We start from the raw sequence: 20,355 nt of genomic DNA on the forward strand, positions 1-20,355 counted from the left end.
TGAGGTGGAAAATGATGAAAATTAACATCGGGCAGCTACGAAAAGATATCGGTGGGACTCAATCTTTTTCTTTTAAAACTTCGGCTGAAGACCTTGGAGTCGATAACCAACAGGGGCTTTGGTCTGACATTATCACAGTTGAAATTCAGGTCACTAATAAAGGCAATATCTACCAAATAACCGGCACTGTCAATACCGCAATCAATCAGTGCTGCAGCCGGTGTCTTGAACCTATGGTTCATGTACTTAATATTCCGTTCAGTGAAGATTATAAGGAAACGGAACTAGAAGAAATTGATAATTTTTCCAGTCGAGAGATTAATTACTTTACCGGTGACGAAATTGATATTACGGATTTGATCCGTGAGAATATTTTGTTGGCAGAGCCGCTTAAGCCGGTATGTAGTGAAAACTGCCGCGGGTTATGCCCGGAATGCGGCACCAACCTAAACATAGATACCTGCGGCTGCAACCCGATTAAAACTGATCCGAGGCTTGCGGTTTTAGAAAAACTCTTGTCCAAGGACTGAGATATGCAGGTCAGCCAATTTGGTTAAGGAGGTGGAAACAGATGGCAGTACCTAAGCGTAAAATGTCCAAATCCCGTCGCGATAAGCGTCGCGCTAATTGGAAGCTTACTATTCCTGGTTTGGTAGAATGTCCCCAGTGTCACGAAAAGAAAATGCCTCACCGTGTGTGTCCTGAATGTGGTCATTATAATGGTAAAGTTGTGGTGCAAGCAGAATAAAAAAATAGTGAGTGAGCAAGATAAAAGGCAATTAATACTTTATCTTGCTCACTTTTTTGCTTGCAATTTTGAGAGCAACTGGCTATAATTAATGCTATCAATTGGTAATATAACTTGCTGATAAAACTAGGTGATGTTATGGCGCGGGTTCAAAAAAAAATACGGCAAGAACGGTTACGGGAGAAATTGTCCAGTACACCTTTTCTTACTGATGAAGAGTTGGCAACATATCTTGGTGTCAGTGTGCAGACCATCCGCCTTGATCGGCTGGAACTCGGCATCCCCGAACTCAGAGAACGTACTAAACTTATGGCTGAAGAGGCCCAGAACAAGCTCAAGACAATAGCCAGCGCTGACGTTGTTGGTGAACTGATTGACTTAGAGCTGGGTAAATCGGGCATTTCATTAATGACTGTAACATCTGACATGGTGTATGAAAAAACCAAGGTAGCTCGGGGGCACTACATATTTGCGCAGGCCAATTCTTTAGCTTTGGCGATTATTGACGCTCCTATTGCCGTAACCGGGGTGGCTAATATCAAGTATAAGATTGCCGTGCATGAAAGTGAAAAGCTGGTGGCTAAAGCCGAGATCATAAAAAAAAGAGGCAATAAATATTTTATTTGGGTTAAAACTAGGAATGACAGCCAGGAAGTTTTTCGCGCCAAATTTATTATGGTATCACTTGAATCTGATCTACATAAAGAATAGATGTTTAATAGATATGCGTCATTCTGGCGGTTGGTGAAGGGAGATATTGGATGAAGGTTGCCATTGATGCCATGGGCGGAGATTATGCGCCCGGAGAAATTGTTTTGGGCGCGATTCAAGCTGCCAAAGAGTATGTTAATCAAAACCTTGAAATTATTTTAGTTGGCGACCAGGCTCAAATTATCCAAGCGCTTGACCATCAGGGAGACTGGAAGAGTCTTAGGATTAGTGTGCATCATGCTGGTGAAGTAATAGACATGCATGAGTCACCAGGGGCTGCCGTAAGGAAAAAAAAGGATGCCTCGGTAGTGGTTGCTACTAAACTAGTCAAAGAAGGCTACTGTGATGTGGTGATATCTGCTGGCAGTACTGGTGCGGCAGTAGCTGCGGCATTATTTGGCTTGGGACGAATAAAAGGTATTGAGCGTCCAGCCATAGCTACACCTATGCCCAATCTTACCGGTACAACAGTTCTCTTGGATTCGGGAGCCAATGTGGATAGTAAGCCTAAACATTTATTGCAAAATGCTATTATGGGTGCTATTTACGCTGAATATGTGCTTAATATTCCTCGCCCTCGTGTAGGCCTTTTGAATATTGGCGAAGAAGAATGTAAAGGGAATGAACAAGTTCACGCCACATATCCGCTCTTAAAACAACTTAGTACGGTAAATTTTATTGGCAATGTTGAAGGGCGTGATATTCCGAAAGGAACAGTTGACGTTGTAGTTTGCGATGGTTTTGTTGGAAATATTGTTTTGAAACTGGGAGAAGGTTTGGCCAGTGCTATTTTGCAGTTGGTTAAGGAAGCAATTAAAGACAGCGGTTTTTGGACCAAAATGGCGTCCATGTTAGTCCTGCCAGCTTTAAAAGGGCTAAAGAAAAAGCTTGATTATGCTGAATATGGTGGTGCACCATTATTAGGTGTAAACGGGGGATTTATTATTTGTCACGGAAGTTCTAGGGCAAAAGCAATAAAAAATGCTATCAGAGTAGCTAAAGAATTTACCGAGCAGGATGTCGTCTCCCATATCCGTGAAAACATTGCCAAAGAGGGGGTTGTGACCAATGAATGATAATATAGCTGTGGGCATTATTGGTATCGGTACATATGTGCCTGATAAAATAATGACTAATAAAGATTTGGAACGAATAGTAGATACTTCAGATGAATGGATTGTTGAACGGACTGGCATCCGTGAACGCCGGATAGCCGAACCGGATATGGCCACTTCGGATTTGGCAAGCCGGGCGGCTCAGAAGGCTCTTGAAGATGCCGGCGTAACGGCTGAAGAAATTGACCTTATTATCGTGGCTACTGCTACGCCTGATATGTTTTTTCCATCGGTTGCCTGCCTGGTGCAGGCAAATCTGAAGGCCAATAATGCTGCCGCTTTTGACCTGGCGGCGGGCTGTTCTGGGTTTGTCTACGGTCTTGTAACAGGGAGCCAGTTTATTAAGGCTGGTTTATATAAAAAGGTGCTGGTTGTCGGTGCCGAAACTCTTTCCAGAATACTTGACTGGAGTGACCGTAATACATGCGTGTTGTTTGGGGACGGTGCTGGTGCAGCCGTATTGGCTGAAACGGCACCAGGTTTTGGTATTTTAGGAGCCGATCTTGGCGCTGACGGCTCAGGCGGTGATCTGCTAAAACTGCCGGCCGGCGGCTCGCGAAACCCGGCAACTCAGGAAACAATTTCACAAAAAATGCATTTTGTACATATGAACGGCAATGAAGTATTTAAGTTTGCCGTTAAAGTCATGGGCGAAGCGGCCGTTAAAGCTTTGGACAATGCCGGACTGGTTGCCACTGATGTAGACTGCCTTATTCCACACCAAGCTAATATCCGTATTATCCAATCAGCAGCAAAGCGGCTTAAATTGCCTATGGATAAAGTCATGGTTAACGTTGATAAATATGGGAATACTTCGGCGGCATCCATTCCGATTGCTTTCGAAGAGGCTGTACACAGCGGAAAGATAAAATACGGTGACATTGTTGTCCTTGTCGGCTTTGGCGCTGGTTTAACCTGGGCATCAGCGGTTATAAAATGGGGCAAGGGGGCCGACGCTATTGCTTAATAGTACGCTCTGCCAGCTTTTAAATATAAAATACCCTATTCTACAGGGGGGAATGGCCTGGGTGGCCACTGCCGAATTGGCTGCCGCGGTTTCCAATGCTGGCGGATTAGGACTCATTGGTGCTGGCCATATGCCGCCAGATGCTCTTAGAGCCGAAATACGAAAAGCTAAGGATTTAACAGAAAAACCGTTTGGCGTCAATATTATGCTCATGTCGCCGTTTGTCAAAGAAGTAATGCAGGTTGTTCTTGAAGAACGCCTACCGGTTGTCACGACAGGGGCGGGCAATCCTGGGGAATATATTCCGGCATTAAAGGAAATAGGTACTAAAGTTATTCCGGTAGTTGCTTCAGTGGCGCTGGCAAGGCGCCTGGAACGGGTAGGTATTGACGCTATTATCGCAGAAGGCATGGAAAGCGGCGGTCATGTTGGCGAAGTAACAACTATGACGCTTGTTCCGCAGGTTGTTGATGCCGTTAAAGTACCAGTTATTGCGGCTGGGGGCATTGGTGATGCCCGTGGTGTTGTCGCGGCTTTGTCTTTAGGCGCCCAGGGAGTTCAACTGGGAACATTATTTGCTGCATCTGCTGAATGCACTGCCCATCCCAATTATAAAATGGCAATTATTAAAGCTAAAGAGCGCTCAACAGTAATTACTGGCGTATCTACCGGTCATCCGGTACGGGTTATTGCCAATAAGCTGACTCGCGATTATGCTGAACTGGAAAAGCGTGGTGCCACAACTGAAGAACTTGACCGTCTGGGTGCGGGTAAGCTCAGATCGGCCGTGCGCGAGGGTGATATAGACTACGGATCAGTGATGGTAGGTCAGGTAGCAGGCATGATAAAATCAATCCGTCCAGTCAATGATATTATGCAAGATATTATTCAAAACATCCCTAAAATTATTGGCGAACTTACGCGAAAAATATAAATGATCGACAAATACATAAGGAGGGAAAGAAATGGGAAAACTGGCATTTGTTTTTCCCGGACAAGGCTCGCAAAGTGTAGGCATGGGGAAAGAACTGTATGACAATTTTGAGGTAGCGCGGGCGATATTTACATCTGCCGATGAGGCGCTGGGTTTTTCAATTACCGATATGTGTTTTAACGGCCCGGAAGAAGAGCTTAAAAAGACTTTTAATACCCAACCGGCAATATTGACGGTCAGTGTAGCTTGCTATGAGGTACTCAAGCAGCAGGGCGTAAAACCTGACATTGTAGCCGGGCACAGTCTGGGCGAGTATTCAGCGTTAGTTGCCGCCGGTTCCCTATCTTTTAGTGATGCTGTGCGCCTTGTAAGAAAACGCGGCGAATTTATGCAGGAAGCTGTACCGCTGGGCGAAGGCAGTATGGCAGCTATAATGGGGCTGGAACGTGATACAGTTGTCGAAGTTTGCAGACAAGTAGAAGCTGAGCTTGGTGCCGTGCAGGCGGTAAACTTCAACTGCCCTGGGCAGATTGTTATCGCAGGAAAAACCCAGGCTGTTGATAAGGCAAATGAATTGTTAAAAGCGGCGGGAGCAAAAAGAGCAGTATCTTTGCCGGTAAGCGCTCCATTTCACAGTACCCTTATGCAGCCGGCAGCTCAAAAGTTAAGTGCTGAGCTTGACAAAGTTAGTATTAACAGCGCGCAAATTCCAGTAGTAGTAAATGTAAACGGACAAATTGTAACTGAAGGCGCAGCCATAAAAGACCTTTTGGTCAAACAAGCTGCCAGCCCGGTGCTTTGGGAAGATTGTGTAGCGCAAATTGTACAATTTGGCGCAACTACTTTTATTGAGGTTGGACCAGGAAAGGTTTTAACAGGATTTACCAAAAAGATTGCTAAAGGTATGGAAACCTTAAATGTAGAGGACATGACTTCCTTGGAAAAAACCCTTGATTATTTCAAGGAGGTTCGTTAAAATGCATTTAGATGGACAAGTGGCAATTGTTACCGGAGCATCCCGCGGTATTGGTCGCGCAGTAGCCATTGCTCTGGCAAAAGTTGGTGCAAAAGTTGTAATCAATTATGCCGGTAATGCGCAAGCTGCCGAAGAAGTTCGTAAAGTTATCACTGATAATGGTGGCCAGGCCATTACCGTTCAGGCTGATGTTGCCAACGCAGAGGCAGTGGAGGCTTTGGTCAAACAGACTATTGACACTTATGGCAAGATTGATATTCTGGTAAATAACGCCGGCATTACGCGTGATGCGCTGTTGATGCGCATGAAAGAAGAAGACTGGGATGCCGTTATAAATACCAATCTTAAGGGCATTTTCTATTGTACCAAGGCGGTTGCCAAAATTATGATGAAACAACGAAGCGGCAAGATCATTAACATGACGTCAGTTGTGGGAATCAGGGGCAACGCCGGGCAGGCAAACTATGCTGCAGCTAAAGCCGGCGTCATTGGCTTTACTAAGTCGATGGCCAGAGAATTGGCCTCCCGGGGGATTACGGTTAATGCGGTTGCGCCAGGATTTATCGCTACTGATATGACCCATGGCTTATCCGACCAGGTTAAAGCTGATTTATCTGCCCAAATTCCGCTCAATAGATTGGGTACGCCTGACGATGTCGCTGCTGCGGTAGTATTTTTTGCGACAGATTCGGCAAATTATATCACCGGACAGACTTTAAATGTTGACGGCGGTATGGTAATGTAATATATGGTTTTAGTCTGCCTTGGAAGGAGGTGAACACCATTATGACAACTTTTGACAAGGTTAAAGAAATCGTGGTTGAACAGCTCGGCGTTGATGAAGCTGACGTTACTATGAACTCTACTTTCATTGACGATCTTGGCGCTGATTCACTGGATATTGTTGAACTGATTATGGCCTTTGAAGAGGAATTCAGCATTGAAATTCCGGACGAAGTAGCTGAAAAAATCAAAACAGTAAAAGACGCTGTGGAGTACATAGACAAGGAAAAGCAAGCGTAACGGAACGTTTTACCGGCGTCGTAATGATGACATTACCTTATGCAAAACGAAGAAAGTCCCGTGGAATCTTTTTTCGCGGGACTTTCTTAAAGGTAATGGCAGGTATGCAGTTGCAGGTATGGTTATTGATTGGAGGAGTTGTTAGTTGAAACTTCCGGAGCTTAGAATTGGCCAGCATGTGGCTAAAATACCCATCATCCAGGGGGGCATGGCAGTAAGGATTTCGACCGCACGTCTGGCTGCTGCAGTGGCCGAAGCTGGTGGTATTGGACTCATTGCGGCATCCGGCATGACATTTGATGAGTTGCGACACGAAATTCGGTTGGCGCGAACCTTAGCAAAAGGAATAATTGGTATAAATATTATGGTTGCGGCAAGAGAATTTGCGCGATATGTGAACACTGCCATTGATGAGGGCATCGATTTGATCGTGGCAGGAGCTGGGTTTTCCCGAGACATATTCTCCATGGGAAAAAAGTCTGGCACTCCTATTGTACCCATTGTTTCCACGGTTAAAGGGGCGAAAATTTCCGAAACGTTAGGTGCTTCGGCAATCATTGTTGAAGGAAAAGAAGCGGGAGGTCATTTAGGAACTAACCAATCGGTGCGGGTATTGTTGCCTGATATCAAAAGAGCCGTGAGCATTCCTGTGATTGGCGCCGGGGGAATTATGTCCGGCCGGGACATTGTCGAAATCATGAAACTTGGTGCTGACGGTGTGCAGATGGGCACAAGATTTGCTGCCAGTGTTGAATCCAATGCTGCTCCGGCGTTAAAAGAATTTTATTTAAAGGCCAAGCATGACGATGTAGTGTTAATAAAAAGTCCGGTTGGATTACCCGGACAAGCTATTAAAAATCCTTTTGCCAAGAAAATACTTGAATGTACTACCGATGGTCCAAGTAAATGCATAGCCTGTCTGAAGCATTGCGCGCAAAATTTTTGTATAATTAATGCACTTATTCGGGCTCAGCAAGGGGACGTTGATACCGGGTTGGTATTTACTGGTGAGTATATTCATAAAATAGATGAAATATTGCCTGTAAAAGAAATTTTCGCACGGCTTCTAAAAGAAATTGAAGAAACAAACTAGTGAGGTGACTTTATTTGAAAAAACGAGTCGTAATTACAGGTTTAGGCGCGATCACGCCTATTGGCATTGGTAAAGATGCATTTTGGCAAGCTTTGCTGGCCGGAAAATCAGGTATTGGCCGTATTACCCGTTTCGATCCCAGTGACTATACTACCCAAATTGCCGGAGAAGTAAAAGACTTCGATCCTGCCAAATATATGGATAAGAAAGAAGCCAAGCGTATGGACCGTTGTACTCAGTTTGCTATAGCTGCAGCTAAAATGGCTTTTGAAGACGCTGGCATTAATCTTGAACAAGAAGACCTTAGCCGTATAGGCACTTTAATTGGTACCGGTATTGGCGGCATGGACACACTGCATGATCAGTATAAAACTCTGTTTGAAAAAGGTCCTGGCCGTATCAGCCCGTTTTTTGTGCCAATGATGATTGCTAACATGGCTGCCGGTCAAACTTCTATTACTTTTGGTCTGCAAGGTTCGTGCAGTTGTGTGGTTACTGCCTGCGCAACCGGCACCAATGCTATTGGTGACGCATTTAAAATTATCCAACGCGGCGATGCCGATGTTATGGTTGCCGGCGGCACTGAGGCGGCTATATCACCAGCCGCTGTAGCTGGATTCTGTGCTATGAAAGCTATGTCCACCCGTAATGACGAACCGCAAAAAGCTTCCCGTCCTTTCGATAAAGAGCGTGATGGCTTTGTTATGGGGGAAGGCGCCGGTATAGTTATTATGGAAACGCTTGAACATGCTGTTGCGCGTGGTGCTAAAATTTATGCTGAAATTATTGGCTATGGTTCTAATGCTGATGCCTATCATATTACTGCGCCGGCACCTGAAGGCGCCCAAGCTGCTAAATGCATGGCTATGGCACTTAAAGACGCCGGGGTTGAGGCTAGCGGTATAGACTACATAAACGCTCATGGCACCTCGACGCCGCTTAATGACAAAAATGAAACTCTGGCGATTAAGTCGTTATTCGGTGATCACGCCAAGAAGCTTAAAATCAGTTCTATAAAGTCTATGACCGGACACCTTTTAGGTGCGGCTGGTGGTATTGAAGCAATTGCTACTGTGCTCACGATAGCTAATGACATTGTCCCACCGACAATTAACCTGGAAAACCAGGATCCAGAACTCGACCTGGATTATGTTCCGAACACAGCGCAGAAACATGTGGTTAACATGGCGCTTTCCAATTCATTTGGCTTCGGTGGCCACAATGCAACCATTCTGGTGAAAAAATACCAGGCATAGCTGCTACCTATGAGAGAAGTAAAAGGGATGCTTGATAGTACCCGGTTGCAGGCATTAGCCGAGTTATGCCGCACTTTGGGTGTTGCGTTCAGCGATTATAAACTGTTGCACCAGGCCCTTATCCATACTTCATACGCCAATGAAACTAAAGGTGCCACTGTCAGGCATAATGAGCGTCTGGAGTTTTTAGGCGATGCCGTTCTGGACCTCATTATCAGTTCTTATTTGTTTAGCCGGTGTCCACATCTACCGGAAGGCGAACTGACTAAAGCTAGGGCTCAGGTTGTTTGTGAGCAGACGCTTGCTAAGCGGGCACTGGAACTAGGTATAGGCGAGTATCTCCTGTTAGGTAAGGGTGAGGCGTTATCAGGCGGTCGGGAACGTATATCAATCCTCGCTGATGCGTTTGAAGCTATTATTGGCGCAGTATATCTTGATTCGGGGTTTAAAAGTGCTGCCAAATATGTTTTAAGCCAGCTTAAGTCTGAATTGGCGCTGGTTGAGCGCGGCGACTATTTTAAAGACTATAAAACATGGCTACAGGAAATAGTGCAAAAAAACAACGATAGTAAAATTGCTTATGAAGTTATTAGCGAACGTGGGCCTGACCATGATAAATCTTTTGAAGTCGCCGTTTTTGTTACTGGTGAACGTATGGGTTCCGGTTGGGGTAAAAGTAAAAAAGAAGCCGAGCAGCAGGCCGCTAAGCAGGCATTGGTAAAGCTTGGAATATTAACTGAATCGTAGTCAAAATAGAGGCGGCCATTTTTGGTCGTCTTTGTTATATTTAGGAGCGTTATGAAACATTACATAATACCCGTGTTTATTCCGCATCTGGGGTGTCCGCACCAGTGCATATTTTGTAATCAGAACAAAATAACCGGACGGCAAACTCCGGTTACGGCCGAACAGGTGGCGGCAATTATTGAAGAAAGATTAGCTGCCATTACCCAAAATCGCCGGATTGAAGTAGCCTTTTATGGAGGCAGTTTTACCGCCTTGCCTGAGGACATCCAAAATGAATTGTTGACTCCTGCTACCCAGGCTTTACGGAGTGGCCGCATTCACGCTATTCGCTTGTCAACTCGACCTGACTGTATTACCGGCCCGATTGTTGATAATTTGACCAAGCAAGAGGTAAATATTGTTGAGTTAGGCGTGCAGTCGCTTGATGACAATGTGCTGGGGAGATCAGCCCGCGGCCATAACAGCCAGGCTGTTGCTGATGCTGTTAGACTGTTAAAGATGGCAGGCATAAGCTGTGGCTTGCAACTAATGCCAGGTTTGCCGGGCGAAGACTGGCTAAGTCTAATTGGGACTGTGCGTCAGGCAATTTTACTTAAACCTGATTTTGTCCGCATTTATCCGGCTGTTGTCATTACCGGCACTGTGCTTGCGGAATTATATAGCCGGGGTGACTATTGTCCTCTTTCGTTAGCTCAGGCTGTAGCGCGCTCGGCTTATATGAAGCTAGTATTTGAACGTCAGGGGATTGCTGTTATCCGCACTGGCTTACAAGCATCTGAGGAACTTGATAGCGGAGAGAATGTTCTTGCTGGGCCGTATCATCCGGCTTTTGGTGAACTGGTGGATTCACATATTTTTTATCTCATGATGACTACATTTATTGAGCAGGCGGCTTTGCACCATACAACCTGCCTATTTATCCGCCATCACCCCCAGGACTGTTCTAAAGTACGGGGGCAGCATAATATTAATTTAAGTAGGCTTAAACATAGATATAGCTTGTTAACCGTCAACCTGCACGCAGATTCGGCAGTTACTAGAAGCAGTCTCGTACTGGAGTATCAAGGAAGTCGTTATATACTTAACAAAAACATGATAAAATCAATTTAAAAATCATGTAAAAGAAGGAATTTTTAGGAAATATGCAGAATACCTTTATAGCATAGGCCCTGGAATTCAAAGGAGGAGAGCGAAAAATGGAAGTGCTGAAAGTATCTGCACAATCAAATCCCAAATCCGTAGCAGGCGCTCTGGCTGCAGTTTTGCGTGAAAAAGGCACTGCAGAAGTGCAGGCAGTAGGGGCAGGGGCGGTTAATCAGGCTATCAAGGCTATTGCGATTTCACGTGGTTTTGTCGCTCCCAATGGCATTGATTTGGTTACCATACCGGCTTTTGCGGAGATCGCTATTGACGGGGAAGAGCGTACTGCTATAAGATTTATTGTCGAGCCTCGTTAATTAAAATTACAGTTTTTTGTGAAAAAGCCTGCTTGCGCCAACTGCAGGCTTTTTTTATATTGCTTGTATTACTATAGTCTGCATGGTAAAATTTTGATTGACTTAAGTAATTGGTAAGGGTGATTGTTGTGTTGCTGCGCAGACTAGAGGCTTATGGATTTAAATCATTTGCCGAAAAAACTGAGTTGGAATTCGGTCGAGGCATAACAGCTATTGTTGGTCCCAACGGCAGTGGCAAAAGCAACATTTCTGACGCTATCCGCTGGGCATTGGGGGAACAAAGCCTGCGTACTTTAAGGGGCACTAAAATGGAAGATGTCATTTTTGCAGGGAGTGTTAACCGCAGGCCCTTGGGAGTAGCTGAGGTATCGCTGGTTTTCGACAACAGTGACGGACGATTGCCGTTAGATTATAACGAAGTAACAATTACCAGACGGGTATTTAGATCAGGCGACAGCGAATATTATATTAATAAGACTGCCTGCCGGCTAAAAGATATCCACGATATGTTGGCTGATACAGGTCTAGGACGTGAGTCGATGACCGTAATCGGTCAGAATAAGGTTGATGAGATACTAAGCAGCAAACCCGAGGAACGCCGGTTACTGTTTGAAGAAGCCGCCGGAATAACCAAATATAAGCAACGCAAACGGGAGGCCTTGCGCAAGCTTGAAGACACCGGACAAAATTTGATCAGGGTTCAAGATATTACCTCTGAGCTGGAAAGCCAGCTTGAGCCGCTCAAAGAAAGCGCTGCCCGTACTGCCAGGTTTAATGAGTTAAGTACCGAATTGACAGCCTGTCAGGCGACATTGCTTATTGAACGCCTGGACAAAGCTGAAAAAATGCTGGAGAGTGCCGGCCTGGAACAAGTTCATCTGACTGACCAAAGCATTGCCGTTACAACCCGGTTAACAGCGGCTGATACTGAAAAAGACGCTATGACGTTAAAAGTTGCCCAAAATGATGAGCAGATTGCCTCTACAGACACAATGATAAGCGCAATAGTAGCTGAAATTGATCGCCTTGACAGCCGTAGCGGGGTGTTAACTGAACGCATTGACCAGGGACGTAAAGCTGAAGACAGACTTAATACGGAGGCTGCTCGTCTTGCTGACGAACAACATATGGTAAGTGAAAAGCTTGCCGAGTTACATAGTACTTTAGAAGCTAAACAACAACAAGTTACTACTGCAAATATATTACTAGCTGAAAAAAATAGCTATAATGAAAAGCTTCTTGCCAGCATTAGGCAGATGGAACAACAGATAGAGACCGGCAAGGAACAAGTGTTTGATCATTTACAGAAACTAATCAATGAACGCAATAACTTTCGAATACTTGAACGCGATTTAGCCGCCTTAACAGCCAGGCAAGGCAACCTTGCTAAAGAACATGCGGAATATCTCAGGCAACTAGAGGATTTGCATAGCCAAAAAGATCAACTACAAAATGAGGCGGAACAGCTTGTTACCCGGAGAAGAGAGTTTGAAGAACAAACCGCCGGCCTGCTTAAAAATAAAGCGCAACAGGAATGTGAACTAAGAAACCTGATTGACATAGGGCAAAAACTAACTGACAAATTGACCGAAACTTCGTCCCGTCTGAATGTATTGACCAGTATGCAGCAAGAAATGGAAGGTTTTGGACGGGCGATAAAAGGCGTTCTGAAAAGCCAAAGTTCCTGGCGCGGCGGTATTTACGGGGCTGTTGCTCAGCTATTAACCGTGCCTGATAAATATGTTAATGCGATTGAGATAGCGCTGGGAGGAGCCGGGCAACATATTGTCACTGATACTGATCAAACAGCTAAGCAAGCTATTGGTTTTTTAAAAACGCAGAATCTAGGCCGGGCAACATTTTTACCATTAAATACAATTAAGCCTTCTAAACCGCGGGAAGCCGAGTTATTAGCCGCTAACCAGGAAGGAGTGTTAGGTTTTGCCGCTGATTTTGTCAGTGTCGCTGACCGGTATCGACCGGTCGTGGATTATTTGTTAGGCAGGGTAATTATTGCCAGAACCATTGATGATGCACTAAAAATTGCCCGAAACTGCGGCTTTGCGGTCAGAGTCGTTACTCTTGAAGGAGAACTTATTAATCCCGGCGGATCATTGACAGGCGGCAGTATGGGGCGCAAGGAAGCCAGCTTTATTGCCAGAAAAAGTGAAATTGAAGCGCTTAAGCGCAATCAAGTAATTTTTAAAGAGAAGCTAGCGAAGATTGAAAAAGATAAAGTGGCTGTTGGTGCTGAGATATCAAAAGTTAACAGTGAGCTTGCTTTTCTTGATGCCCAATGTAAAGAGACAGAACTTCGGCAGGCTGAATTGGTCATTCACATGGAAAAGATTAAGACAGATGCTGAACGCTGTAATCTGGCGCTGAAGACTATTTCCTCTGAACTAAAAGGTTATGAAGCCGAAGCCGTAGAATATCAGCGAAAGATCGAACAAAGCAAAGCAGATATTGTCCTATTGGAAAATCAGGATATTAGTCAAAAATCTCAAGTAACCGACTGGCAAAATGAGCTTAAAGTTCTTAAAGACGAACAGCAAATACTAAGTGAAGAGATAACTAATGGTAAAATACAATGTAGCGCCTTTAATCAAGAGGTAGCTACTGTCCGTTTAGCTTGTCAACAATATGAACAAACTAAACTTTCGTTAGCTGAACAGCGCGCGCGTATTCAAGCAGAACAGACGCAGCTTAGGTTGGAAATTGAACAAGCGAAAGCCGAGCTTACTTCAATTTCTTTAAGTAAGGAAAAGCTGACAGCCGAGAGAAGGCAATTAGACGAAGCGCGTAAGAATTATTATGCGGACAAGGTTGAATTATTAGCTGGCATGCAAAAATTGGACAAAGAACTGAAGGATTTACGCCGTCAGAGTGCCGATTTACAAAACCGGCTTCATGAAATCGAGCTTCTTGTTGCAAAGTACGGTTATGAAGCTGCCAATTGCCGTGAACAGATTTCCGGACAACTTTCTCTGACCATTGAGGAAGCTCGTTTGTTAAAAAGGCAGGAAAGTGTAGAGCAATTGCAACAAATAATATCACGGATCGAAGGCCAGATTACCGCTTTAGGAGCTGTCAATCCGGCTGCTATCGATGAATACAACCGGGTCCATGATCGTTACAATTTTTTGCAGGAACAAACCGGAGATTTATTACAGGCTAAGGAGTATCTGACATCGGTAATTAAAGATATAGATGCTACTATGTCACGTGAGTTCAATACCGCTTTTAAAGCTATTAATCAATATTTTGGCGATGTGTTTGTCCGCTTGTTTGGCGGCGGACGGGCCGAGCTTGTGTTGATTGAGCCTGGTAACCTCCTTGAAACAGGCATAGATATCGTTGTGCAGCCACCAGGAAAGAAATTGCAAAATCTGGCGCTTCTGTCAGGTGGTGAAAGAGCGTTGACAGTAATTGCACTTTTATTTGCAATTTTGACCTACCGGCCGGCGCCGTTTTGTGTAGTTGACGAAATTGACGCAGCTTTGGACGAGGCTAATGTACAGCGATTCAGCGAGTTCCTGCGGGATTATGCGCAGAGTACGCAGTTTATTGTTGTTACACATCGTAAGGGCACTATGGAAGCTGCTGGTGTACTGCATGGTATAACGATGGAAGAATCGGGAATATCACGGCTGGTTTCTGTAAAATTTATGGATAAGGCCGGATAAAGTAATATTTAAAATATTTTTTTGGGGGAATAATGAGTGGGCTTTTTTGATAAATTGAAAGCCGGTCTGGAGAAGACCCGGAAAAGTTTTACGGAAAAGATTGAACAACTGATTGTTGGCTATGCTACAATTGACGATGAATTTTTGGACGATTTGGAAGCTGTGCTGCTGTCAGCCGATGTCGGTGTACCGACTACCGCCAAACTAATGGCTGAAATCCGTAAAGGCATCAAAAGCAAGGAAATAAATTCACCTGACGACTTAACGCCGTTTCTCCAGACCAAAATCAGCGCCATGCTGATTGGTGAGCCTGAGCCTGCGGCTGCTCCGCCTGAGCCGCCCACAGTAATGCTTATTGTTGGTGTAAACGGAGTTGGCAAAACAACCACGATTGGCAAGTTAGCCAACTATTATCGCGAAGCCGGGAAAAAAGTACTCATCGCCGCTGCTGACACCTTTCGGGCGGCAGCGATTGATCAGCTTGAAATTTGGGGAAAGCGAACCGGGAGTGATATTATTAAGCATGACGAAGGTTCTGACCCGGCGGCAGTAGCTTTTGATGCCGTGCAAGCCGCTAAAGCCCGTAAGGCAGATATTGTTATTATTGATACCGCCGGGCGTTTGCATACCAAATCTAATTTAATGGAAGAGCTTAAGAAAATTAACAGGGTAATAGCCCGGGAAATTCCGGCTGCGCCGCATGAAACTTTGTTGGTGCTTGATGCTACTACCGGTCAAAATGCCATTAATCAGGCTAAATTATTTGGCGATGCCGTTAAGCTCTCAGGGGTAGTACTTACCAAACTTGATGGTACCGCCAAGGGTGGTGTGATCATCGCTATTAAAAACGAGCTTGGCCTTCCCGTGAAATGGGTGGGTGTAGGCGAGGGCATCAATGACCTTCGTCCGTTTGTTGCTTCTGAATTTGCGGCAGCGCTATTTACCGACAAGTAATCATAACCGACAAGTAATAATACTTGACATGTTCTGTTTTTTTTTATATAATCTCTTATGTGTAAAGGATTTTTCCTTGTCATATGAGTAGGTGAATTTATGGACCGCATGTTGACCAAAGTGCTCCGGGTCGGTCAGCTTTACGACTTTTACAATGCACTTTTAACTGATAAACAGCGTGACTGTCTTAATATGCATTATTTACAGGATTTGTCGCTGGCTGAAATAGCCGAGGAGTTTGGTGTATCCCGCCAAGCTGTGCATGACATTTTGCGCCGGGCTGAACAAACACTGGAAGAATACGAAGAAAAACTGGGATTGGTTGCACGTTACAGCGATGAGCGTAAGCTGCTTGCTGAAGTTATTGACAGTTTAGCGAAGCTGCCCCCTGGTGTGCGGGAGATGCCCGAAATAGAACAAGTTCTAAATAAGTTAAGTTCATTGCTAGAAGACACCCGGGAGGTGTGATACATAAATGGTTTTTGAAAGTTTAGCCGATAAACTCCAGCAAACTTTTAAAAAGTTGCGGGGGAGGGGCAAACTGTCGGAAAGCGATGTTGCTGAAGCGCTAAAAGAGGTGCGGATGGCCCTCTTAGAAGCTGACGTCAATTTTAAAGTAGTAAAAGACTTAATTGCCAAGATTAAAGAACGGGCAGTTGGGCAGGAAGTGCTTGAGAGCCTCACGCCGGCACAGCATGTTATAAAGATTGTAAATGAAGAACTTACCCAACTTATGGGAGGTACGCAAAGTCGTATTGCCATAGCTTCACGGCCGCCTACTGTAATCATGTTGGTCGGCCTGCAGGGCGCCGGTAAAACAACTACGGCCGGTAAGTTGGCGCATCTTTTAAAACGTCAGGGAAAACGCCCACTCATGGTGGCTGCCGATATTTACCGCCCGGCGGCAATAAAACAACTGGAAGTGTTGGGCGAAAAACTTGAGATACCGGTGTTTACCCTGGGGCAGGAAAATCCGGTTTATATTGCCCAAAAGGCTGTTGATCAGGCGCTAATGATGGCGCGGGATATCGTAATTATTGATACTGCCGGTCGTCTGCATATTAATGAAGAGCTTATGAACGAGCTCAAATCTATTAAACAGACCGTTAAACCGCATGAAATATTATTGGTGGTTGATGCTATGACCGGTCAGGACGCAGTCAATGTTGCCGAGACTTTTAATAATGATCTTGGCATTGACGGTATTATTTTGACCAAGCTTGATGGCGATGCCCGTGGAGGTGCGGCACTCTCAATTAAAGCTGTTACCGGTCAACCGATAAAGTTTGCCGGTATGGGCGAAAAACTTGACGCTTTGGAGCCGTTCCACCCTGACCGTATGGCCTCACGTATTCTGGGGATGGGCGATGTACTTAGTCTTATTGAAAAAGCTGAGTCGGCCATTAACTTGGAAAAAGCCCAGGAAATGCAGAAAAAACTGCGTAAAGAAGAGTTTACGCTTGATGATTTTTTGGAACAAATTGAACAGGTGCGCAAACTGGGGCCTTTAGATCAAATCCTGGGTATGCTGCCTGGCATGGGTAAGCTTAAACAACTGCAAGGCTTGGATTTTGATGATAAAGAAGTCAAGCATATTATCGCAATAATCCGTTCGATGACAGCCAAGGAGCGGCGCGATCCCTCAATTATCAATGGCAGCCGCCGCAAGCGCATAGCCATTGGCAGTGGTACCAGGGTTCAAGATGTCAATAGGCTTTTAAAACAATTTGGTGAAGCAAAAAAAATGATGAAACGCATTCAAGAAATGCAAAAAAGTGGCAAAAAGAGCGGCTTTAAGCTGCCGTTTATGTCTTAAAGATATTCTGTAAAGGAGGTGACTATCTTATGGCAGTTAAAATTCGCTTAAAGCGTATGGGTGCTAAAAAACATCCTTTCTACCGTGTAGTAGTAGCTGATTCCCGTTCGCCGCGGGACGGACGCTTTATTGAAACTTTGGGTCATTACGACTCGACCACTGAACCGGCGGTTATCAAGATTGACGAGGACAAAGCCATTGATTGGTTGCAAAAAGGCGCTCAACCTACTGATACTGTTAAAAACTTGTTCAGCAAAACAGGCATTCTGAAAAAATGGGATGAAGTAAAGCGCTCTAAGTAAAAGAACCGTAGAAACGAGGCGTGATAACTACATGAAGGAATTAGTCGAAGTTATCGCCAAAGCGTTGGTTAAAAACCCGGAACAAGTCAGTGTTAAAGAGACATCTGATAATGTGGGTACAGTCTATGAGTTACATGTGGCCCCCGAAGATATGGGAAAAATTATCGGGAAGCAAGGGCGTATTGCCAAAGCTATCCGCACCGTAGTTAAAGCTGCCGCCACCCGGGAAAATAAACGAGTAATGGTGGAAATACTATAACCAAAGAGGTGGAATAAATGGCTAGCCTCGACAATTTAACGATTAAGTGTCCGGTGACCATTAAAGCGAAAGTAACAGAAGACCTTAAAGCGCAATTGGCAGCTGAGATTCAAGAAGCCATAAAAAAGGCTGATATGGAATTGCAGCAGATTGAATTTCATGCCAAACGTATGATGGCCGAGCAAGCCAAGCAGGATGCGCAGGGACTTGTGAACCTACGTCAGCAAATTGATGCCGAACGGCAAAAACGCCTTGATTTTAAAAATCATATGCTGGAAAAGCTGAAAGAAACAGCACAACTGGAAATCGGTGCGGAAATAGTTCAAGGTACTATGGAAAGAATAGTTACGGTAAGTGTTGGCGATGACCTCCATAAGCTGATGGCAACCGAGATTTTGCTGGAAGATGGCAAAGTCATTGCTTTTCGCAACTAATATGCCTGAAACCGATCTGATTACCATCGGTAAAATTGTTGCCCCGCACGGTGTGCGGGGTGACGTTCGTATATTACCGCTTACTGATTTTCCTGACCGGTTCTATGATATGAAAGCCGCGTTTGTTGAGAATTGTGGTCAACTAAAGCTTGAGGCCGTTAGAAAGCATAAACAATTTATTCTGCTTAAATTTGCCGGAATTGATACCATGAATGATGCCGAGCGACTACGTGGCAAGTTGATCAAAATCGGGCGTGAGGATTTAGTCAAGCTTCCTGAAGGTCAATATTATATTTTCGACATTATCGGTCTCAATGTAATTACTGAAGATGGTGAGCAGCTAGGAGTTGTAACCGATGTGCTTCAACCAGGCAGCAATGACGTGTATGTCGTTGAGCAACAAGGCAAACGCGAGCTCCTGATTCCGGCAATTAAAGAGGTCGTTAAAAAAATTGATATTGCTGCCAAACAGATGGTGGTAAAACTTCAGGAAGAAATGGATTAGCAGAGGTCATCTATGCGTATTGACATTATTTCGCTGTTTCCGGAAATGTTTGCCGGTCCGCTGGGTCATAGCATTCTTAAGCGGGCTCAGGACAGCGGACTGATATCTGTTTATGTTACCAACCCACGGGATTTTACTTATGACAAACATCATATTGTTGACGATTATCCATTTGGTGGCGGTTCAGGCATGGTGATGAAACCAGAGCCTGTGTTCCGTGCGGTGGAAAGCGTTATTAACGCCGGTAATTCTTTAAACTGCCGGATAATTTTAATGTGCCCGGGCGGACAAGCTTTTGATCAGGCTAAGGCCCGGGAACTTGCCGGCTACGAACAGCTTATTCTTATTTGTGGTCATTATGAAGGAATTGATGACCGGATACGTCAGTATGTAGTTCATGAGGCAATTTCAATTGGCGACTATGTACTCACCGGCGGTGAACTTCCTGCCATGGTTGTAACTGACGCAGTAGCCCGCATGATTCCGGGAGTCCTGGGGGCTGATGATGGTGCTCAATATGACTCCTTTTATAATGGTCTTCTCGAATATCCGCAATACACACGGCCCCGTGAATTTAACGGCTGGGAAGTGCCGGAAGTTCTATTGTCGGGCGACCACGCCAAAATTGCAAGATGGCGACGTAAAGAGTCGCTTAAAGCAACGCTTGAGCGTCGGCCGGACTTAATCAGTAAAGTTGAATTAAGTTCACTTGATCAGAAACTTTTGCAGGAAATAAAGGCCGAACAGACCGGAGGCTAAATCATGGTGCTGCCTGTATACTTAGGGCTAGTTCATTATCCTATTTATAATAAAAATAATGAGATAGTAACTACTGCCATTACTAATTTTGACATTCATGATATTGCCCGGACAGCCCGGACATATAATTTAGTCAAGTATTTCATTATCCATCCGCATGACAGTCAGAAAGCCTTGGCTGAGGAAATTATCAGCTATTGGCGGGATGGTTATGGTGGTCAGTATAACCCTGACCGCAAAGAAGCATTGAGTATAGTGGAAGTTATGCCTGATATCGGGGCTGCTGTTGATTATATTACGGCCAGAGAAGGTGTGCGTCCACTGGTTATTACAACCGATGCCCGTAAATATGATAATACTGTTTCCTACATCAGGCTACGACAGGAGATAAATGAGACCGGCAGACCGTACCTAATATTGTTTGGGACTGGCTGGGGCATGGAAAATTCCGTAATGAAGCAGTTTGATTATATACTGGAACCTATCTATGGTTCGGGGACTTACAATCACTTACCGGTCCGGGCGGCGGTAGCGATAATTCTTGATCGGCTACTTGGGGAATTTTGGTGGCAAAATACCTAAATGTAGTATTCTTGTTGAGTTGCCGGGTTAT

The 20,355-nt window shown here is 44.8% G+C and carries 24 protein-coding genes; all 24 read left to right on the forward strand.

What is annotated here, in order from left to right:
• Positions 1-11 precede the first annotated feature (11 nt).
• Positions 12-530, forward strand: a complete 519-nt coding sequence (locus SCACP_RS07940; RefSeq protein ID WP_425060803.1) for a YceD family protein — start codon at positions 12-14, stop codon at positions 528-530.
• Positions 531-571: 41 nt separating this feature from the next.
• A complete protein-coding gene (rpmF, locus tag SCACP_RS07945) occupies positions 572-748 on the forward strand; it encodes a 50S ribosomal protein L32 (protein WP_093791868.1) in 177 nt (58 codons plus the stop codon).
• 138 nt (positions 749-886) lie between these two features.
• Entirely contained in the window at positions 887-1,459 is a 573-nt protein-coding gene (gene fapR, locus SCACP_RS07950; protein ID WP_425061354.1) for a transcription factor FapR, read from the forward strand.
• Between the two features lie 50 nt (positions 1,460-1,509).
• Complete coding sequence (gene plsX / locus SCACP_RS07955) at positions 1,510-2,535, forward strand: phosphate acyltransferase PlsX (RefSeq protein WP_425060804.1); 1,026 nt, start codon at positions 1,510-1,512, stop codon at positions 2,533-2,535.
• Positions 2,528-3,541 carry a beta-ketoacyl-ACP synthase III gene (locus tag SCACP_RS07960; protein WP_425060805.1) on the forward strand — a complete coding sequence of 338 codons (1,014 nt, stop codon included), beginning with the start codon at positions 2,528-2,530 and terminating at the stop codon, positions 3,539-3,541. Before plsX ends, SCACP_RS07960 begins: the two co-directional genes overlap by 8 nt.
• 52 nt (positions 3,542-3,593) lie before the next feature.
• Positions 3,594-4,475: an enoyl-[acyl-carrier-protein] reductase FabK gene (gene fabK, locus SCACP_RS07965; protein WP_425061355.1), complete on the forward strand. Its 882-nt coding sequence runs from the start codon at positions 3,594-3,596 to the stop codon at positions 4,473-4,475.
• A 31-nt stretch (positions 4,476-4,506) separates the two neighbouring features.
• Positions 4,507-5,451, forward strand: a complete 945-nt coding sequence (gene fabD, locus SCACP_RS07970; RefSeq protein ID WP_425060806.1) for an ACP S-malonyltransferase — start codon at positions 4,507-4,509, stop codon at positions 5,449-5,451.
• 1 nt (position 5,452) lies between these two features.
• Positions 5,453-6,196: a 3-oxoacyl-[acyl-carrier-protein] reductase gene (gene fabG / locus SCACP_RS07975; protein ID WP_425060807.1), complete on the forward strand. Its 744-nt coding sequence runs from the start codon at positions 5,453-5,455 to the stop codon at positions 6,194-6,196.
• 41 nt (positions 6,197-6,237) lie between these two features.
• Positions 6,238-6,474 (forward strand): acyl carrier protein, encoded by a 237-nt coding sequence (locus SCACP_RS07980; RefSeq protein ID WP_425060808.1) that lies wholly within the window; start codon positions 6,238-6,240, stop codon positions 6,472-6,474.
• Positions 6,475-6,619: 145 nt separating this feature from the next.
• Entirely contained in the window at positions 6,620-7,567 is a 948-nt protein-coding gene (locus SCACP_RS07985; protein WP_425060809.1) for an NAD(P)H-dependent flavin oxidoreductase, read from the forward strand.
• A 14-nt stretch (positions 7,568-7,581) separates the two neighbouring features.
• Positions 7,582-8,823: a beta-ketoacyl-ACP synthase II gene (gene fabF / locus SCACP_RS07990; RefSeq protein ID WP_425060810.1), complete on the forward strand. Its 1,242-nt coding sequence runs from the start codon at positions 7,582-7,584 to the stop codon at positions 8,821-8,823.
• Positions 8,824-8,832: 9 nt separating this feature from the next.
• Positions 8,833-9,570, forward strand: coding sequence for a ribonuclease III (gene rnc / locus SCACP_RS07995; protein ID WP_425060811.1), 738 nt, complete (start codon positions 8,833-8,835; stop codon positions 9,568-9,570).
• Positions 9,571-9,621: 51 nt separating this feature from the next.
• The gene (locus SCACP_RS08000; RefSeq protein ID WP_425060812.1) at positions 9,622-10,680 is read left to right on the forward strand and encodes an elongator complex protein 3; all 1,059 of its coding nucleotides are present in this window, start codon (positions 9,622-9,624) and stop codon (positions 10,678-10,680) included.
• A gap of 86 nt (positions 10,681-10,766) precedes the next feature.
• On the forward strand, positions 10,767-11,027 hold the full coding sequence (locus SCACP_RS08005; protein WP_371368906.1) for a stage V sporulation protein S: 261 nt from the start codon (positions 10,767-10,769) through the stop codon (positions 11,025-11,027).
• Between the two features lie 128 nt (positions 11,028-11,155).
• On the forward strand, positions 11,156-14,713 hold the full coding sequence (gene smc, locus SCACP_RS08010; protein ID WP_425060813.1) for a chromosome segregation protein SMC: 3,558 nt from the start codon (positions 11,156-11,158) through the stop codon (positions 14,711-14,713).
• Positions 14,714-14,749: 36 nt separating this feature from the next.
• Complete coding sequence (gene ftsY / locus SCACP_RS08015) at positions 14,750-15,667, forward strand: signal recognition particle-docking protein FtsY (protein ID WP_425060814.1); 918 nt, start codon at positions 14,750-14,752, stop codon at positions 15,665-15,667.
• Between the two features lie 99 nt (positions 15,668-15,766).
• Entirely contained in the window at positions 15,767-16,135 is a 369-nt protein-coding gene (ylxM, locus tag SCACP_RS08020; RefSeq protein WP_425060815.1) for a YlxM family DNA-binding protein, read from the forward strand.
• Between the two features lie 7 nt (positions 16,136-16,142).
• The gene (ffh, locus tag SCACP_RS08025; RefSeq protein WP_425060816.1) at positions 16,143-17,483 is read left to right on the forward strand and encodes a signal recognition particle protein; all 1,341 of its coding nucleotides are present in this window, start codon (positions 16,143-16,145) and stop codon (positions 17,481-17,483) included.
• A gap of 29 nt (positions 17,484-17,512) precedes the next feature.
• Positions 17,513-17,785, forward strand: coding sequence for a 30S ribosomal protein S16 (rpsP, locus tag SCACP_RS08030; protein WP_425060817.1), 273 nt, complete (start codon positions 17,513-17,515; stop codon positions 17,783-17,785).
• A 31-nt stretch (positions 17,786-17,816) separates the two neighbouring features.
• Complete coding sequence (locus SCACP_RS08035; protein ID WP_425060818.1) at positions 17,817-18,044, forward strand: KH domain-containing protein; 228 nt, start codon at positions 17,817-17,819, stop codon at positions 18,042-18,044.
• Between the two features lie 17 nt (positions 18,045-18,061).
• On the forward strand, positions 18,062-18,478 hold the full coding sequence (locus SCACP_RS08040) for a YlqD family protein (RefSeq protein WP_425060819.1): 417 nt from the start codon (positions 18,062-18,064) through the stop codon (positions 18,476-18,478).
• Between the two features lies 1 nt (position 18,479).
• The gene (rimM, locus tag SCACP_RS08045; RefSeq protein WP_425060820.1) at positions 18,480-18,983 is read left to right on the forward strand and encodes a ribosome maturation factor RimM; all 504 of its coding nucleotides are present in this window, start codon (positions 18,480-18,482) and stop codon (positions 18,981-18,983) included.
• A 12-nt stretch (positions 18,984-18,995) separates the two neighbouring features.
• Complete coding sequence (gene trmD, locus SCACP_RS08050; protein ID WP_425060821.1) at positions 18,996-19,742, forward strand: tRNA (guanosine(37)-N1)-methyltransferase TrmD; 747 nt, start codon at positions 18,996-18,998, stop codon at positions 19,740-19,742.
• A 3-nt stretch (positions 19,743-19,745) separates the two neighbouring features.
• Positions 19,746-20,324, forward strand: a complete 579-nt coding sequence (locus SCACP_RS08055; protein WP_425060822.1) for an RNA methyltransferase — start codon at positions 19,746-19,748, stop codon at positions 20,322-20,324.
• Positions 20,325-20,355: the final 31 nt, after the last annotated feature.

It is taken from the genome of Sporomusaceae bacterium ACPt (assembly GCA_041428575.1).
GTDB classification, from domain to species: domain Bacteria; phylum Bacillota; class Negativicutes; order Sporomusales; family Sporomusaceae; genus Sporomusa_D; species Sporomusa_D carbonis.

Coding starts and splice junctions, on each gene's coding strand:
- SCACP_RS08055 (WP_425060822.1), top strand. CDS start 19,746: ATGGTGCTGCCTGTATACTTAGGGCTAGTTCATTATCCTATTTATAAT.
- fabK (WP_425061355.1), top strand. CDS start 3,594: ATGGCCTGGGTGGCCACTGCCGAATTGGCTGCCGCGGTTTCCAATGCT.
- rpmF (WP_093791868.1), top strand. CDS start 572: ATGGCAGTACCTAAGCGTAAAATGTCCAAATCCCGTCGCGATAAGCGT.
- fabD (WP_425060806.1), top strand. CDS start 4,507: ATGGGAAAACTGGCATTTGTTTTTCCCGGACAAGGCTCGCAAAGTGTA.
- rnc (WP_425060811.1), top strand. CDS start 8,833: ATGAGAGAAGTAAAAGGGATGCTTGATAGTACCCGGTTGCAGGCATTA.
- SCACP_RS07980 (WP_425060808.1), top strand. CDS start 6,238: ATGACAACTTTTGACAAGGTTAAAGAAATCGTGGTTGAACAGCTCGGC.
- rpsP (WP_425060817.1), top strand. CDS start 17,513: ATGGCAGTTAAAATTCGCTTAAAGCGTATGGGTGCTAAAAAACATCCT.
- SCACP_RS08040 (WP_425060819.1), top strand. CDS start 18,062: ATGGCTAGCCTCGACAATTTAACGATTAAGTGTCCGGTGACCATTAAA.
- SCACP_RS08000 (WP_425060812.1), top strand. CDS start 9,622: ATGAAACATTACATAATACCCGTGTTTATTCCGCATCTGGGGTGTCCG.
- SCACP_RS08005 (WP_371368906.1), top strand. CDS start 10,767: ATGGAAGTGCTGAAAGTATCTGCACAATCAAATCCCAAATCCGTAGCA.
- SCACP_RS07960 (WP_425060805.1), top strand. CDS start 2,528: ATGAATGATAATATAGCTGTGGGCATTATTGGTATCGGTACATATGTG.
- SCACP_RS07940 (WP_425060803.1), top strand. CDS start 12: ATGATGAAAATTAACATCGGGCAGCTACGAAAAGATATCGGTGGGACT.
- plsX (WP_425060804.1), top strand. CDS start 1,510: ATGAAGGTTGCCATTGATGCCATGGGCGGAGATTATGCGCCCGGAGAA.
- SCACP_RS08035 (WP_425060818.1), top strand. CDS start 17,817: ATGAAGGAATTAGTCGAAGTTATCGCCAAAGCGTTGGTTAAAAACCCG.
- ylxM (WP_425060815.1), top strand. CDS start 15,767: ATGGACCGCATGTTGACCAAAGTGCTCCGGGTCGGTCAGCTTTACGAC.
- rimM (WP_425060820.1), top strand. CDS start 18,480: ATGCCTGAAACCGATCTGATTACCATCGGTAAAATTGTTGCCCCGCAC.
- fapR (WP_425061354.1), top strand. CDS start 887: ATGGCGCGGGTTCAAAAAAAAATACGGCAAGAACGGTTACGGGAGAAA.
- trmD (WP_425060821.1), top strand. CDS start 18,996: ATGCGTATTGACATTATTTCGCTGTTTCCGGAAATGTTTGCCGGTCCG.
- ffh (WP_425060816.1), top strand. CDS start 16,143: ATGGTTTTTGAAAGTTTAGCCGATAAACTCCAGCAAACTTTTAAAAAG.
- fabG (WP_425060807.1), top strand. CDS start 5,453: ATGCATTTAGATGGACAAGTGGCAATTGTTACCGGAGCATCCCGCGGT.